Origin of the sequence: Pseudomonas sp. EYE_354 (genome assembly GCF_023148575.1) — a bacterium.
GTDB lineage: Bacteria > Pseudomonadota > Gammaproteobacteria > Pseudomonadales > Pseudomonadaceae > Aquipseudomonas.
Window position 1 is genome coordinate 130,855 of the sequence record NZ_JAHXNQ010000003.1, and the last position, 15,541, is coordinate 146,395.

General features: G+C 64.9%; 17 protein-coding genes. All 17 read right to left on the reverse strand.

From position 1 onward, the window contains the following. Nucleotides 1-39: 39 nt before the first annotated feature. From KZX66_RS05250 to KZX66_RS05330, 17 genes are read right to left on the reverse strand one after another with little or no spacing between them, the layout of a single operon-like run. Nucleotides 40-492, reverse strand: coding sequence for a hypothetical protein (locus KZX66_RS05250; protein ID WP_248077179.1), 453 nt, complete (start codon nucleotides 490-492; stop codon nucleotides 40-42). Nucleotides 493-518: 26 nt separating this feature from the next. Beyond that, entirely contained in the window at nucleotides 519-1,745 is a 1,227-nt protein-coding gene (locus tag KZX66_RS05255) for a beta-ketoacyl-ACP synthase (protein WP_248077182.1), read from the reverse strand. Next, on the reverse strand, nucleotides 1,745-2,473 hold the full coding sequence (locus KZX66_RS05260) for a 3-ketoacyl-ACP reductase FabG2 (RefSeq protein ID WP_248077185.1): 729 nt from the start codon (nucleotides 2,471-2,473) through the stop codon (nucleotides 1,745-1,747). The genes KZX66_RS05255 and KZX66_RS05260 overlap by 1 nt, the downstream gene beginning before the upstream one ends. Continuing rightward, nucleotides 2,470-2,931 carry a hotdog family protein gene (locus KZX66_RS05265; protein WP_248077187.1) on the reverse strand — a complete coding sequence of 154 codons (462 nt, stop codon included), beginning with the start codon at nucleotides 2,929-2,931 and terminating at the stop codon, nucleotides 2,470-2,472. The genes KZX66_RS05260 and KZX66_RS05265 overlap by 4 nt, the downstream gene beginning before the upstream one ends. Further along, on the reverse strand, nucleotides 2,928-4,094 hold the full coding sequence (locus KZX66_RS05270; protein WP_248077190.1) for a beta-ketoacyl-[acyl-carrier-protein] synthase family protein: 1,167 nt from the start codon (nucleotides 4,092-4,094) through the stop codon (nucleotides 2,928-2,930). Before KZX66_RS05270 ends, KZX66_RS05265 begins: the two co-directional genes overlap by 4 nt. Beyond that, a complete protein-coding gene (locus tag KZX66_RS05275) occupies nucleotides 4,091-4,573 on the reverse strand; it encodes a hypothetical protein (protein WP_248077193.1) in 483 nt (160 codons plus the stop codon). Before KZX66_RS05275 ends, KZX66_RS05270 begins: the two co-directional genes overlap by 4 nt. Then, nucleotides 4,570-5,304, reverse strand: a complete 735-nt coding sequence (locus tag KZX66_RS05280; protein WP_248077196.1) for a class I SAM-dependent methyltransferase — start codon at nucleotides 5,302-5,304, stop codon at nucleotides 4,570-4,572. The genes KZX66_RS05275 and KZX66_RS05280 overlap by 4 nt, the downstream gene beginning before the upstream one ends. Beyond that, nucleotides 5,301-6,548, reverse strand: a complete 1,248-nt coding sequence (locus tag KZX66_RS05285; RefSeq protein ID WP_248077200.1) for an NAD(P)/FAD-dependent oxidoreductase — start codon at nucleotides 6,546-6,548, stop codon at nucleotides 5,301-5,303. The genes KZX66_RS05280 and KZX66_RS05285 overlap by 4 nt, the downstream gene beginning before the upstream one ends. A gap of 33 nt (nucleotides 6,549-6,581) precedes the next feature. Beyond that, on the reverse strand, nucleotides 6,582-8,900 hold the full coding sequence (locus KZX66_RS05290) for an MMPL family transporter (RefSeq protein WP_248077203.1): 2,319 nt from the start codon (nucleotides 8,898-8,900) through the stop codon (nucleotides 6,582-6,584). Then, nucleotides 8,884-9,474: an outer membrane lipoprotein carrier protein LolA gene (locus KZX66_RS05295; RefSeq protein ID WP_248077205.1), complete on the reverse strand. Its 591-nt coding sequence runs from the start codon at nucleotides 9,472-9,474 to the stop codon at nucleotides 8,884-8,886. Before KZX66_RS05295 ends, KZX66_RS05290 begins: the two co-directional genes overlap by 17 nt. Next, nucleotides 9,471-9,896 carry an acyl-CoA thioesterase gene (locus KZX66_RS05300; RefSeq protein ID WP_248077206.1) on the reverse strand — a complete coding sequence of 142 codons (426 nt, stop codon included), beginning with the start codon at nucleotides 9,894-9,896 and terminating at the stop codon, nucleotides 9,471-9,473. Before KZX66_RS05300 ends, KZX66_RS05295 begins: the two co-directional genes overlap by 4 nt. Next, a complete protein-coding gene (locus KZX66_RS05305; RefSeq protein ID WP_248077208.1) occupies nucleotides 9,889-11,430 on the reverse strand; it encodes an aromatic amino acid ammonia-lyase in 1,542 nt (513 codons plus the stop codon). Before KZX66_RS05305 ends, KZX66_RS05300 begins: the two co-directional genes overlap by 8 nt. Beyond that, the gene (locus KZX66_RS05310; protein ID WP_248077210.1) at nucleotides 11,414-12,349 is read right to left on the reverse strand and encodes a glycosyl transferase; all 936 of its coding nucleotides are present in this window, start codon (nucleotides 12,347-12,349) and stop codon (nucleotides 11,414-11,416) included. The genes KZX66_RS05305 and KZX66_RS05310 overlap by 17 nt, the downstream gene beginning before the upstream one ends. After that, a complete protein-coding gene (locus tag KZX66_RS05315) occupies nucleotides 12,346-13,080 on the reverse strand; it encodes a glycosyltransferase family 2 protein (protein WP_248077212.1) in 735 nt (244 codons plus the stop codon). Before KZX66_RS05315 ends, KZX66_RS05310 begins: the two co-directional genes overlap by 4 nt. Then, the gene (locus tag KZX66_RS05320) at nucleotides 13,073-14,743 is read right to left on the reverse strand and encodes an acyl-CoA synthetase family protein (RefSeq protein ID WP_248077214.1); all 1,671 of its coding nucleotides are present in this window, start codon (nucleotides 14,741-14,743) and stop codon (nucleotides 13,073-13,075) included. The genes KZX66_RS05315 and KZX66_RS05320 overlap by 8 nt, the downstream gene beginning before the upstream one ends. Beyond that, complete coding sequence (locus tag KZX66_RS05325) at nucleotides 14,740-15,285, reverse strand: hypothetical protein (protein ID WP_248077216.1); 546 nt, start codon at nucleotides 15,283-15,285, stop codon at nucleotides 14,740-14,742. Before KZX66_RS05325 ends, KZX66_RS05320 begins: the two co-directional genes overlap by 4 nt. Then, nucleotides 15,282-15,536, reverse strand: a complete 255-nt coding sequence (locus KZX66_RS05330) for an acyl carrier protein (protein ID WP_003187949.1) — start codon at nucleotides 15,534-15,536, stop codon at nucleotides 15,282-15,284. Before KZX66_RS05330 ends, KZX66_RS05325 begins: the two co-directional genes overlap by 4 nt. Nucleotides 15,537-15,541: the final 5 nt, after the last annotated feature.

Sequence of the window (15,541 nt, forward strand, 5' to 3'; positions counted from 1 at the left end):
CGAAAGGCGCCCTTTGTCGTTTCTGGAGAATTGAACGCCTCAGTTCTGTTTGGACGTCCCGGTCTGCTCAAACAACTGCGCCGCCGAGCCCGCCTCGCCACTCACGCCGTTGCTGCGCAAGCCCGCCATGATGTCGCTGTCCAGGTTGTTGACCCAGCGGTTGTAGTTGCGATGGATCTTGCCGTCCTTGTAGCCCAGCTCGCGGCTGTCGCGGTAGGTGATCGCGTAGCTGGTGCGGGTGTAGCGGATGTCGACGGCCGCGTAGTACTGGTTACGCACAGTGATCTCGGCCTGCACCAGTTGCGGGCTCAGGCGTTGCACCGTCCAGTCGCGCTTTTGCAGGGCGTTGATGATGACCGCTTTCATTTTTTCTTCGCTGACCTGCGTGTTGGCCGGCAGGTCGTGCTGGGTGTTGAGTATTGGCTTGCTGGTGCAGCCAGCAGTGGTCAACAGGGCCAGGGTGATCAACGTGGCGCGTAGCAAGGAAGACATTCCGTATTCTCCAATCGATTAAAAACTCAGGACCAGCGGCGAAAGATCAGCGATGTGTTCACGCCGCCAAAGGCAAAATTGTTGTTCATCACGTAGTCGTGGTGCATCTCGCGGAATTCACCCTGCAGGTAATCCAGCGCGCCGCATTGCGGGTCGACGGACGTCAGGTTGAAGGTGTGCACGTACTCGTTGCGGTTCATCATCTCGATGCTGAACCACGACTCCAGCGCCCCGCACGCCCCCAGGGTGTGGCCGAGGAAGCTCTTTTGCGAGCTGATGGGCATGCGACTGCCGAACAGGCTGCTGGTGGCCAGGGTTTCGGCGATGTCGCCTTGATCGGTGGCGGTGCCGTGGCCGTTCACGTAGCCGATGGCGGACGGTTCCAGCCCCGCATCTTCGAGGGCCAGCTCCATGGCGCGGCGCATGGTTTTTTGTTCCGGGCGTGTGGTGTGCTGGCCGTCGGCATTGCTGCCGAAGCCGACCAGTTCGGCGTGGATATGCGCGCCGCGCGCCAGGGCATGTTCCAACTCTTCGAGCACCAGCATGCCGCCGCCTTCGCCGATCACCAGGCCATCACGCCCGCTGTCGTAGGGGCGCGGGCTGGTCTGCGGTGCGTCGTTTTTCAGGCTGGTGGCGTAGAGCGCGTCGAACACCATGGCTTCGGTGGGGCACAGCTCCTCGGCGCCGCCGGCGAGCATCAAGGGCAGGCGGCCGAACTTAATTGCCTCGTAGGCGTAGCCGATGCCCTGGCTGCCGCTGGTGCAGGCGCTTGACGTGGGGATCAAACGCCCGGTCAGGCCGAAAAAGATGCTGATATTCGCCGCCGTGGTGTGCGGCATCATGCGCACGTACGAGTTGGCGTTGAGCCCCTCGGCCACCGAGTTCAGCAGCATATTGCCGAATGCCTTGATCTCATCGGTGCTGCCGGTGGACGAGCCACAGGCCACACCCATGCGGCCGTCCTTGATCGACTCGTCGCCGAGCAGGCCGGCGTCCTGCAGGGCTTGCTCGGCCGCCCACACCGCCAGGCGCGAGACGCGGCCCATGCTGCGCAGTTGTTTGCGCGTCCAGTGGGCCGGTACCACAAAATCATCGATGGGCCCGGCCAGGCGTGTGTTCAGTTCGGTGAAGCGGTCCCACTCATCCATGCGCCGGATACCGCTGCGGTTGGCGCGGAAATTGGCCGAAATGGTGGCCCAATCACCGCCCAGGGAGGTCATGCCGGCCATGCCGGTGACGACGACGCGCTTCATCAGCACAAGCCCCCGTTCACGGCCAGGACCTGGCGCGTGATATAGCCGGCTTCGGCCGACATCAGGAAGTTCACCGCGCCGGCGACTTCTTCCGGGGTACCCATGCGCTGCGCCGGGATCATTTTCATCAATTCTTCCACCGGTACGTTTTCATCCAGCATCGCCGTGTCGATCAAGCCGGGCGCCACGCAGTTGACGGTGATCTTGCGCTTGCCCAGCTCGATGGCCAGGGCCTTTGCGGCGCCGATCAGGCCGGCTTTGGACGCACTGTAGTTGACCTGGCCGCGATTGCCGATCAGCCCCGAGACCGAGGTAATGCACACGATGCGCCCGCTGGCGCGCCGCCGAATCATCGGCATCATCACCGGGTGCAGCACGTTGTAGAACCCGTCCAGATTGGTGCGCATCACCACGTCCCAGTCGTCTTCCGACAGCGCCGGAAACGCACCGTCACGGGTCAGGCCGGCATTGAGCACCACGCCGTAGTAGGCGCCATGGGCTTCTACGTCGGCTTCCAGGATCTCCCTGCACGCTGCACGATCCGCCACATCGAATTGCAACACCCGCGCCTTGCGCCCCAGGGCCTGGATCTGGACCTGTACGGCATCGGCTTCGGCACGGCCGCTGCGGCAATGCAGCACGATGTCGTGGCCGGCCTGGGCCAGGCGCAGGGCGATAGCGCGGCCGATACCACGGCTGGAGCCGGTGACCAGTACGGATTCAGTCATGGCGTTTCGTCCTTCGATTCATCTAAATAAGTGGCCGCCTGGGGCGGTCTGAATACGTTCAAGCGGGCGCTGGCCTGGATACCGTCCCCGGTGAGGTGGCATTCGAACACACCCATGCCGTTGTCGTCTTCCAGGGAGCGTAAGCCGTGGATGGTCAACTGCGCGCCTGCGGGGAAGTGCGCCACGTTGCACTCGAACTTACGTGTGCCCAACAGGAAACCCAGTTCCACCGCTTCATCGTTCTGGCGCGCCCGGCAGCCGGCGTAGGCCGCGACGCTTTGCGCCATCAGCTCAATGCCGACCCAGGCCGGCAGGCTGCCGTCGGCGCGATTGAACAGGCCGCCAGGCCTGACGGTGGTGCGGGTGTGGATCTGCTCTTCATCGAACGACAGCACCTGGTCGATCAGGATCATGTCGCCCGCGTGGGGCAGCAGTTCGGCGAGTGGCCAATTGATCATGGGGCCTCTCCGATAATCAGGCTGATATTGTTGCCGCCGAAGGCAAACGAGTTGCTCATCAAGCGGGGTTTTTCAAGGGTGTCGCCGGTGTTTGCCCATTGCAAGGCAGGCAGCGCCGGGTCGGGCTGGCCGTCCCACACGTGGGGCGGCAGCCGGCCGTGGGTCAGGCTCAGCCAGCAGAACGCCGCTTCCAACGCACCCGCCGCGCCCAGGGTATGGCCGCTCATGGGTTTGGTCGACGAGCAGGCCACGCCCTGGGGAAACAGGCTGGCGACGGCCAGGCTTTCCATGGCGTCGTTGTGTTGGGTGGCGGTGCCGTGCAGGTTCAGGTAACCGATGTGTTCGGGCGTGAGGTTCGCGTTGGCCAGGGCCTTGCGCATTGCCTGCAACGCGCCTTTGCCGGTCGGCTCGGGTGCGGAAATATGGTGCGCATCGCAGCTGGCACCGCCGCCCAACAGCGCAATTGGCGCGGGTGCCTGGCTCATCACAAACAACACGGCGGCTTCGCCGATGTTGATGCCGTTACGGTTCACCGAGAACGGGTTGCAGCGCTCATTCGACACCGCTTCCAGCGCACTGAAACCATTGAGGGTCAGCTTGCACAGGCTGTCCACGCCGCCGCACAGCACCGCATCGCACACGCCCAGGTCGAGCAGGCGCCGGGCGCTCATCAGCGCGCGGGCGCTGGAGGTGCACGCGGTGGAAATCACATAGGCCGGGCCACTCAATTGCAGCCAGTCGGCGAGGAAGTTCGCCGGGGCGCTGAGTTCCTGTTGCTGGTAGTCATAGTCGCTGGGGAAGTGCTGATCGCGCAGGTACTCGGCGATACCGCGGCTGGCTTCGTCGATACCCGAGGTGCTGGTGCCCAGCACGATGCCGACCCGCGAGGCGCCGTACGTGCGGATCGCCTGGCGAATCTCGCCTTCGATCTGCAAGGCCGCCTCCAGCAGCAGTTGATTGTTGCGGCTGCTCTGCTGGCCGAGTTCCACCGGGATGGTTGCCAACTCACCCGGCACACTGCCCACCGGCAATACGCGTTCGGGCACCCAGCCGCTTTCGGCGCGCGTGCCTGAGCAATCACCGGCAAACAGGTTGCGGCTGACCTCGGCCTGGCCACGGCCGAGGGCGCAGACGATGCCAAGGGCGTTGAGGTAGGCGGTCATCGGGCGGCCCCCAGCGGCGTTACGCGGTAGCTCAAGGGTTGGCCGCTGATGTTCACGCTGAACACTTCGCAGGACTGATACACGATCTGCCAGTGGCCCGGCAGGGTACGCGTCAGGTCCATCGCCTGGGCGCGGGGGTAGAGCGCACGGAGATCGTCGGCCGAGGTCAGGGCAAACAGCAGCGCGGCGAACAGCTCGCGTGCCTGAGGGTTGGGCGGCAGCAGGCCGTCAGCTTGCCACTGGCCATCGATCAGCTTTTGTCGGGCCTGGGGGATGCCCAGCGGGTCCATCATCGACCAACGGATGGCGCCGTCTTCGCGCTGGATCACCAGCAACCAATCCTGGCTCTGGCCGTCCGCCAGGCGCTGCACGTGCAACTGCAGGGGCAAGGCCAGGGCCGGGTTTTTTTCCGGCAGCGGCGGCTGGCCGGCACAGGCGCTCAGCAGCAACAGGCAAGCGATCAGCAGACTGCGCATCATGGCGCGGCGCTCGCCAGCGGTTTGCGCGCCACGCAGTTGACCAGGGTTTCTTCCCGCTGGCCCACCGGCGGCGGGTTGCGCAGGCCCCAGCGTTCCAGCAGGCCGAAATCGGTCGCGCGGCTCCACCACAAATACGGGTACGAGACGTTTTGCGGGCCGAACTCAAAGCCCTGCTCGCGGAGCATCTGCAAGTAGGCCTCGGCGCTTTTTTGCACGTGCATGGGGTGACGGAACAACCAGCGGATCACCCAGGTGTCGATGTAGGCCTCGGTGGACTCGGCAAACAGCAGATAGCCACCCGGCTTGAGCACGCGGTAAAACTCGTGCAGGGCGCGCTCCTGTTCGACCAGGTGGTGGAAGGTCTGGTGGCAGAACAGGATGTCGACGCTGGCGTCCGGCACTTCAAGCGTCGCGCAATCGCTGCCGATCAGCTCGATGGCCAAGCCTTGGCGAGCGGCTTCTTCACGGCTCAGCTCCAGGCTGTGGAGGTCGGCATCCAAGCCGATCAGGCGCGCGGGGGCGAACACCTGTTGCAGCAGCTTGAAGGATTTGCCCTGGCCGCAACCGGCGTCCAACAATACCGGCGCCTCGGGCAACGGCTCGGTGAACAGGCTGCGCAGGTCGTTGATCGCCACGCGCAACACGTGGTGCTGCCAGGTGTGACTGCGCAGGAACCAGAAGCCGAACCGGGTTTCTTCGACGTAGTTTTTACTCAGGAACTGAGCGCTCATACCGGCTCACTCGCACAGATTTCCGACAGCATGCGCAAGCGCCGCTTGGGCTCGCTGACAAACGGGTTGCGTTCGTCCCACGCGTAACCGGCGAGGATCGCGCTGATCATCCGACGAATCTCCGGCGAGCCGTCGGCATGGAAGATCACATCCTGGAACGTCCCCGCGTACCACCCTTCGACGTAGCAGCGGAATGTGTCGACGCCGCGCTTCAAAGGTTCGGCAAACTCGGTTTGCCAGTCTACAGTCTCGCCGTTGAGCTGACGGTCCAGCAGGCCGGCTGCCATGCTGGCCGAGCGCATGGCAATGGTCACGCCGGAGGAGAATACCGGGTCGAGGAATTCCGCCGCATTGCCCAGCAGCGCAAAGCCAGGGCCGTGCAGGGTTTTGACGTTGGCCGAGTAGCCGCCGATGGTGCGCGCGGGTGTATCCCACACCGCGTTGTGCAGCACACCGGCCAGGCTTGGGGTTTCGTCGATAAAACCACGCAGGCAGGCGTCGAGGTCGGTGTCACGCCCGTCGAAATGCTCCTTGGCCGCCACCACGCCCACCGAGCAACGTCCGTTGCTGAAGGGGATGGTCCAGAACCAGATATCGCGATGGGTCGGGTGGGTGGTCACGAGGATTTTGGTGCGGTCGAAACCTGGGTGTTCGATGCGGTCTTCAACGTGGGTAAACACCGCCTGGCGCACCGGGAAATTCGACGGTGCCTCCAAGTCCAGCAGGCGCGGCAGCACACGGCCGTAGCCGCTGGCGTCGAGCACGAACTTGGCTTTGACGTGGTATTCGCTGCCGTTCTCGCGACGCACATGCAGGTAGCGGCAAGCGTCGGAAAAATCCACGCCGACGATGGTTTCGCCGTAGCGGATTTCCACGCCTTGCAACGCGGCCTGATCGGCCAGCAACTTGTCGAACTCACCGCGCTGTACCTGAAAGGTGGTCGGCTTGCCGTTGCTGAAGGTATCGCTGAAATCAAAGGCGCTGTAGCGCTCGCCCCAGGCAAACGCGGCACCGGTTTTTACCTGGAAACCAGCGGCCTGTACGGCGTCGAGCATGCCGGCTTCTTCGATAAAGTCGATGCAGTGGGACAGCAGGCTTTCGCCGATCGAGAAACGCGGAAAATGCTGGCGCTCGATGATCAATACATCATGCCCTTTGCGCTTGAGCAGCGCGGCGGCGATGGCCCCGGACGGACCGGCACCGATCACCACCACGTGGCGACGTTCCATTTCAACTGTGGGCACGAGGGCTCCTTGCCGCATTGGCGATAATCACATTCATAAGGCGTGTGTCCGTTGGCCGGCCCAGGGCGCCAGCATAAAGCTGAATGCCAGGCCCAGGCTGACCGAAAGACCGAAATTACTCACGGCAGGCGTGCTCGAAACCGCCAGCAGGCCGAACGACAACCAGGTGGTCAGCGCCGCCAGCAGCGTACCCAGCAGGCTCACGGCTGCGCCGCCGATCTGCTCGCGCATCAGGATCGCGTAGTCGACGCTGATCGCCGTCACCAACAGCAACCCGAACAGGCTGAACAGCGTCAGCGGCTGGCCCAGCCAACCTAGGCTGGCCAGACTGCACAGCGCCGCCAACAGGGGCAGGGCGACGATGCGCAGGGCGCCGCCAAAACCGAAAGGCATAACCAGTAACAGCACGATCAGCACGCACGACATCAGCTTCAGCTCCGCGGCGCTGATCTGTGTGGCGGCGAACACGCGGTTCAAATCACCCAGGCGATCGACCAACTGCACGCCCGGCAAATCCAGTGCTTGCACCCGCAACAGCGCCGGGTTGTTGAGGCCTTGCAGGCTGACCATCGCGGCGACGCCGCCGTCCACCGGGCCCAGCCAGAGCGTGCGCCAGGGTTCGGCCAGGGGGCCGATCAACGCCGCGTCGATGTCTTCGATGGGCAGTGCCTGCAATTGGGCCACTTCGGCCTGCAGGGCGGCTGCCGGGACACCGAGGTCCAGCAGCGGCTGCCAATGCTGGGGGAGTGCGTTGAGGGCATCGCGCAGTCGTTGCTGCTCGGCCGGCAGGCTGACCAATTGATTGAGCGCCAGATAACCCTGGAGCTTGTCCATATTCACCAGTTGATCCAGGCGCTGGGCCAGCGCGCTCTGACGCTCGAGCAACTGCTGCTGATTCTCGGCGCGCACCAGGAAGAACTGGCTGGTGGGCTGGAACCCGGTGATACGCGCCACGGCCTGGGCCTCTTGCAGCAGTTGCGGCGGGGCGCCGATCCACTGGCGGATATCGTTTTTACTGTTGAGCTGCCACAGGCCACCGGCGCAAAACAGCAGCACCAGCGCCAGCAACACCGAGCTAGGCACGCGCTTGAGCAAGGCGACGCGCAACTGCCACAGGCCTTCGGCGATACGCAGCGGCCACTGCGCCGGGCGCAGTTCGATGCCGTTGAGCAGCGCCGGTAACAGGCACACGGCCGACAGGTATGCACCGACTAAACCGGCGGCGGAGAACACCGCGATTTGCGTCAGCGCCGGGAACGGTGTCCAGGCCAACGCCAGGTAACCGATGCAACTGGTGGCCAGGCTCAGGCTCAGCCCCGGCAGGGTCAGGCGCAAGGCCGGCCAACTGCGCCAGGGCTTGAGGCTCCAGCTTTTCGACAGGTAATGCAGCGGGTAATCCACCGCCACGCCGATCAGGCTGGAGCCGAGTACCAAGGTCATCACATGCATATGGCCAAACAGCGCCACGCAGGCCACCGCGCCAAACAGCATGCCCACCAACACCGGCACGAAGGCCAGCAGCACGCGCCAGCGGCGAAACGCCAGCAACAGCAACAACAGGATGCCCACGGTCGCGCCGCCGCCGACCCAGGTGATTTCCCGGGTTGCCTGCTGCTGGCCGTTGGCCGCATACAGCAAACCGCTGGCGGCGAGCAGTTGGGCGCCCTGCCGGCCTGCTTGTTCACGGCTGGCCTGGAGCAGGTCCGCCACTTGCAACGGCAGTTTCATATCGAAGGCGTTACCGGTGGTGCGCGCGCGCAGCAGCACCCAGCTTTTGCCGTCGGCGTCGGCGATCAACGCGCCGCTGCCGATATCCAACTGCACCGAACCGCGCTGCGGCTGGCTGTTCTGGATGCGGCCGGTCAGGCCCAGCCAGTCCTCCTGGCCAGGCACCAGGCTGAAGCCGGTGAAGGGGTCGAACAGTGACTGCACGCGTTGCTGGATAAATGCGTCGGGGTGTTCGATCAGTTGTTCGCGGTCTTTGGCCGCGAGCATGGCCAGTCGACCGCGCAGCAGTTGCTCACGCAGCGCCGGCAGGTCGGCTTGCAGGTTCCATTGCACCGTTTCAAACAGCCCGCTGGCCTGCCAGCGCTCGCCCAACTGTTGGGCCATGGCCACCGCTTGCTGGCGATCGGCGTGCCCCACCAGCACCAGCATCTGGCGGTTCAATGGTTCCTGCATGCGCTGCTCGGCTTGCAGCTCAAGGGCGTCAGGCGTACTGCCCGGCACCAGTTCCATCAGGTTGGCCGACAGCGGTGCGCCATGGCGCCACTGCCAGCCGGCCAGTGCCAACACGGCCACCAGCAGGATCAGGAACAGACGCGGCAACAGGCGCTCACTGGGCAAAGTCATGGCGCTCCGCGTCGCTTAGCGGCTGGCTTGCCGTGCTGTCCTGCATGCGCAGTACGGTGCTGTCGCCCTGGGTTTCCAGCAGTTCGATGGTCTGCACCAGTTCACCGCCATTGATAGTGATCTGGGTGAACACCTGCTTGAGCAGCAACGAACGCGGGATCAGCGTGAGCGTCCACTGCGTGGCTTCGCCTCGCAGCTGCAGTTCGAAGTCACGCTGCAAGCCGCTGCTGTCGCCCTGCAGCACGGCCAGGAACAGGCGATTCTGCTCCGCGCCGGCGCTCTTGTTCGGCAGGGTTTGCCAGCCATTGGCGTCACGCCGGGCGATGCCCTGGGCGCTGATGCGGTAGTCCTGTTGCAACGGGGTTTTGAGCAGCCACAGCAGGCCGTGGTCCTTGGCCAGCACAAAGGTGCCCTTGCTGACCAACGGTTGTGGCAGCGCGCGCAGGTGTTTCTCCTGGATGAAACTGCCGTGGATCACGCTGGGTTTGGCCAACTGATCGCTGAGTTGTTGCAGGTCGAAGGCGTGGGCGTTGAGGCTCAGCAGCACGCCGACAAACAGGATAAACGCTCTCATGCCAAGGCCCTCGCGACCGCATCGGTGAACACCTTGGGCGACGCCAGCTGCATCTCGCGACTGGCTATTTCGACCGCCACCTGCACGGTGCTGGCGCGGGTCAAGCGCTCGCCGCTGGCCAGGTCGGTGATCAGGTAATTGACCTTCAAGCGGTTCTCCCACTCCACCAGGCTGGCGCGCACGTTGATGGTCTGGCCAAACACGGCACCGCGTACATAGCGCAGTTGCATGTCGATCACCGGCCAGGCGTAGCCGGCTTCGAGCATCGCCGTGTAGTTGTGGCCGATCTTGTCCAGCAGCGCACAACGCGCCACTTCCAGGTACTTCACGTAATGCCCGTGCCACACCACGTTCATAGTGTCGACGTCAAAAAACGGCACCAGGATTTCGGTGTCGCAGTGCAGCACGCCGGGGCTACGCATGCAGCCTCCAGTGTTGCTCGGCAATGCGTTGCAGGCACAGGCGCAGTTCACCTTCCAGGGCGCGGTCTTCGATAACGGGCGCAAAGTCCTCGGCCAGTTGCGCGTGCATGGCCGCCAGTGCCGGTGGCAGCGGCCGCGCATCCTCGGCCCTGGCACGCAGCCACACGCCTTGGTTGGCGGCGAGCAGTGTGGCGGCGGCGACCTGTTCGGTCAGCTCCAGCACGCGGATCGCATCGCGGGCGGCGATGGTGCCCATGCTCACTTTGTCCTGGTTGTGGCACTCGGTGGAGCGCGAGAACACGCTGGCCGGCATGGTGTTTTTCAGCGCTTCGGCGGTCCAGGCGCTGGTGCCGATCTGCACGGCCTTGAACCCGTGGTTGATCATCGCGCGGTCGGCTGGCGCGCCCGACAGGTTGCTCGGCAGGCCGTGGTTGTAACGCACGTCCACCAGCAGCGCGAGTTGGCGGTCGAGCAGGTCGGCCACGTTGGCCACCAGGGTCTTGAGGCTGTCCATGGCAAAGGCGATATGCCCACCGTAGAAGTGCCCGCCATGCAGTACGCGTTCTTCTTCGGCGTCGATGATCGGGTTGTCGTTGGCGCTGTTCAGTTCGATTTCGATAAACGAGCGCAGCCAGTTCAGGCTGTCGGCCAGCACGCCCAGAACGTGCGGCGCGCAGCGCAGGGAGTAGCGATCCTGTAAACGGTGCAGCGGCGCGGTCGGGGCGTCGATGGCCAGGTCCTGGCGCAGCCACGCAGCGACTTGCATCTGCCCCGGATGCGGCTTGGCCGCGAACAGGCGTTCGTCGAAGTGCTCCGGGTTACCTTGCAGCGCCACCACGTTGAGCGCGGTGATGCGGGTGGCCAGCTGCAACAGGTAATCGGCGCGGGCAAAGGCCAGGCAGGCAAGACCGGTCATCACGGCGGTGCCATTCATCAGCGCCAGTGCTTCCTTGGGCCGCAGTACCAGCGGCTCCCAACCGAGTTCGCGGTGCACGTCGGCCGCCTGGCGGCGTTCGCCACGGAACAGCACCTCGCGCTCGCCGGACAGGGTCGCGGCCACGTAGGACAGCGGCGTCAGGTCGCCGCTGGCGCCCACCGAGCCTTCTTCCGGGATCAGCGGCAGTACGTCGTGTTCGAGGAACCCATGCAGGCGCTCCAGCAGCTCCACACGCACCCCGGACACGCCATGGCACAGCGACTGCAAACGCGCGGCCAGCACGGCGCGGGTGGCCTGGGCGTCGAGCAACTTGCCCAGGCCGCAACCGTGAAAGGTATACAGGTGACGCGGCAGCGCTTCGACGTGCTGCAACGGTACCGCCACCACGCACGAGTCGCCGTAGCCGGTGGTCACGCCGTAGATCACGCCTTCCTTGTCCAGCAGCGAATCGAGGAACTGCGCGCCCTTGGCGATGCGCTGGCGATAGGCAGCATCGCCCTGCAACTGCGTGGGCGCCTGACGGTTGGCCAGGGCCAGCACGTCTTCGATGCGCAGGGGGCGTTCGCCAAAGGTTACCGGCTCAAGATGCATCGTCATCGGTCTTCCAGAAAGGGTAAAAGTTGAACCATTGTTGGGGCGCTTCCAGGCAGAACTGGCCCAGGCGTGCGGCGTAGCGCGCGGTCCACTGAGCGATGACCTGCTCGCGGGTGCTGCGCTTCCATTCGATGGATTGCGCGAACGGCTCGATCGTCAGGTGATAACGGCCCTGGTGCTTGAGGCACATCAGCAGGTTCACCGGGCATTTGAGCAGGCCGGCCAGCAGCCACGGGCCTTGGGGGAACGCGGCGTTCTGGCCGAGGAAGTCCACGCGCACCGTGCGCCCACCGTGCAATGGCACGCGGTCGCCGGCGATGGCCAGCCACTCGCCGTCGTCCAGGCGCTGGCTGAGCAGCAGCATGGTGGCCGGGTCCAGTTCGCTGACCTGGATCAGACGCAAGTGGGTCGCGCCGGCTTCGCCCAGCAACCGGTTGAAGCGTTCGGCATGCTTGGTGTGCACCAGCACGTTCATGGTGACTTGCTCGCCGATCTCCGCCAGCGCACGGCACACTTCCAGGTTGCCCAGGTGTGCGCCGACCAGCATCTGACCGCGTTCGCCCCGCAGTTGGCCGCGCAGTTGCGCCGGGTCGTGGATGCTGATCTGTTCCAGGCGCAGCTTGCCGTTCCACACGTCGAGTTTGTCGAGCAGGGCGTCGGCGAAGGCCATGAACTGACCGAACACTTTGCGATGGCTGGGGCGCAACTCATCGCGCCCGCTCCATTCGGCCAGGCGTTGCTGGTAGTGCCAGGCGCTCTGGCGCGCGGTGCGGCCAAACAGGAAGAAGTACAACACGATGCCGTACAGCACCGGGCTCAGCAGGCGGCGGCCGAGAACCTTGGCGGCGACAGCGGTGATTTTCATCAGCAGGTAGCTGCCGCGCTCCTCGCGGTCGGCCCAGTGTTTGGCGCTATCGTTCATGCCTGCCACCGTCGCCACAGGATCATCGGCGCCCGCACCAACATGCCGAAAAACAGCCGGGTGTGCATGGCGCTGATGCGCACGTTGTCGTGAAACAGCCGGAAGTGCGACAGGCCGTCGGCGGGGTAATGCACCTTGGTCGGCAGCCAGCGCATCGGCTGGTTGCGCCAGGCCAGGCGCACCAGGATGTCCGAGTCGAAGTCCATGCGCGTGCCGATGTACGCGGAGTCCATCAGCGCCAGCACCGGTGCCAGCGGGTAGATGCGAAAGCCGCACATCGAGTCGCGGATCTGCAGCGACAGCGTGTTGATCCACACCCATACGTGGGTCAGGTAGCGCGCGTACAGGCGGCCCTTGGGCACGCTCTCGTCGTATTCGGGGTAGCCGCAGATGAGGGCGTCGGGGTGTCTGCGCGAGGTGTCGATAAACGTCTCGACTTCGCGCAGGTCGTGCTGGCCGTCGGCGTCCACCTGCAGGGCGTGGGTGTAGCCCAGGCGCGCCGCTTCGCGAAAACCCGCCATCACGGCGCCGCCCTTGCCTTGGTTGTGCGGCAGGGTCAGCAGGGTGACGTTGTCCAGGGTCGCCAGTTGCGCCAGGACTGCCGCGCAGGCGCGGCTGCTGCCGTCGTCCACCAGCAGGCACGGCAGGCCGCTGTTCAGCAGACTGCTCACCACGGCGGGCACGGCGCCTTCGTGGTTGTAGACCGGGATCAGGGCGCAGGGGTTATGCATCGGCGGCCTCCAGCAGAATCCGCCCGCTGGAGCAGGCGGCGACGCCGTTGCGGTAGGCGAAATACAGTTTGCCGCGCTCCGCGTCGAAGCGCAGGTGCAGTTCGATCGTATCGCCGGGACGCACCAGTTGCTGAAACTTGAGCACTTCCATGCCGGCAAAGGTGGCGGGCAAATCGAGCAGTTGCTGGCCGAGGTTGAACGCCCACTCCACCTGCACCACGCCCGGCAGCACCGGGGTGACCGGGAAGTGCCCGCTGAAATACGCCAGGTCCGGCGGTACGCTCAATTGCAGGGTCCATTCGCCATTGGCCTGGACCTGCTCCAGCACCAGCGGCGTTTTCGGTCGGGGCGCCAGCAGCAGTGCCGCCACATCGGCCTGGGGCAATTTGCCCTGGGCATTGAGCGGCAGTTGCTGCAGCAAGCGCCAGCGACGCGGCAGTGCCAGGGCTTCGCAATGTTGGCTCAGGTGCTGGCGCAGGGTTTGGGTGAGGCTGCGCCGGCCTTGATTGCGCAGGGCGTGCAGGCCATCGGCGCTTAACACCAGCAGCGCGCCAAGGGAGGCGCGGTTTTCCTGAACCACGCCCAGGCGCGTTTCGGCGACCCACGGGTGGGTCATCAGCGCCTGTTCGAGCATCGGCAGGGAGATGCGTTTTTCTTCCAGCTTGACGATGCGGTCCAGGCGGCCGAGCAGCTCGAAGCGGCCATCGGCATGAATGCGTGCGGCGTCGGCGGTCTGTTCGATATGCCCAACGGGCAGGTAGGGCGAGGCGATGCGCAAGGCACCGTCGGCGTCCTGGCTCAGTTGCACATCGGCAAACGGCTGCCAGGGCTGCGCGCCCTGGCGCCAGGCGATGCCGCCGGTTTCCGAGCTGCCGAGGATTTCCGTCGGCCATTGCTGCAAGCGTTCGTGCAGGCTGGCGGCGGCCTCGACGGGCAGCGCGCCGCCTGAGGAAAACACCCGTGCTACCTGGCTCAGCGCGGGCCAATCGAGGTTGTCGCCCATTCGCTTGAGCAGCGCCGGGCTCGCCACCCAGGCGAACTGCGCGTGCTCGCGGCTGGCGCGTTGCAAGTCCTCGGGGAACGCCAGTTGGGTGCGTACAAAGGTGCGTCCGGCGCACAGCGGCCAGAGCACACGGAACAACAGGCCATAGATATGCTGGGTGGCGACACTGCCAATGATGCAGGCGTCCTTGAGGTCTGCGCCCCACAGTGCTTCCAGGGCTTGGACTTCGTTGCCCAGCTGGCGCAGGGTTTTGTCGATGCGCTTGGGCTCGCCGCTGGAGCCGGAGGTGCACAGGCTCAGTTGGCAGGTGTCCAGGTCGAGCGCGGCGGGGCTCAACGGGGCCTGGTACAACGCGTCCAGGTCCGCCGCTTCAGTCAGCCACGCGTCGACGCTGTCAGTCCAGCGTTGACGGGTCTGGGGCTGCAGATCGGCGGGCAGCAGCACGCTGACCCCGGCACGCCAGGCGCCGAGCAGGGCAATCGCCAATACGCCGGCGTCTTCCAGGTGCACGGCCAGGTGCCGAATGCCGCGCGCTTGCAGGCCGGCCGCCAGGCGCAGGGAACGCTCCCAGAGCTGGGCGTGATTCATCGCAGGTTCGGTGGTGACCCAACGCTGTTGCAGCGGCTCAAGCAGCAAGTGCTCAAGTTTCAACCCTTTCATACGCGGCCTCGAACCCTTTGTCGTACCAGCCATTCCACGGCAAACAACAACCCCATCAACCCGTAGGCGATCAGGCCGTTGTACAACGTCCACCAGCTCAGCGGCGCCCACAGGGTGAGGGCGGCGGCCAGCAGGCCGTTACACAGAAAAAACACGCTCCACACCACGGTGACCTGGCGCGTATACGCCACCGCCTGCGGTGGCAGTTGCGGTTCAGTCATGCGGGCCAGGCGTTCGACCATCGGCGGCCCGTACCTCAGGCTCAGGCCGAACAGCGCCAGCATGAATGCGCTGACCAGGCTCGGGTACCAGCGCAACAGGTGCGGGTTGTCGAACCAGGCCAGCAACAGGCAGAACACGATCACCGCCAAGGCCATCGGGCGACTGCCCGGGCGGCGTGCGCCAGTGAGCGCGCGCAGCAGCCACAGGCTGCCGAGCAGCAGGCCGAATTGCCACGGCGCAAAATGCTCGGTGCCGTAATACACCGCAAAGGGGTACAGCAGCCCCGCCAACAACAGGCCAAGGCCGATCAGCCGGCTCATGCGGCAGGCTGGACCAGACGGTACACCGCCTCAACCACGTCGTTCACGGTGCGCACCGCCTTGAACTCTTCGGCGGCGATCTTCTTGCCGGTCTGGCGCTTGATATGGTCGATCAGGTCCACGGCATCGATGCTGTCGATTTCCAGGTCCTGGTACAGGTTGGCGTCGAGGGTGACGCGTTCCGGGGGCAGTTCAAACAGTTCCACCAAGGCGTCGCGCAGGGTGTTGAAAATATCGTCACGAGTTTGCATGGTCC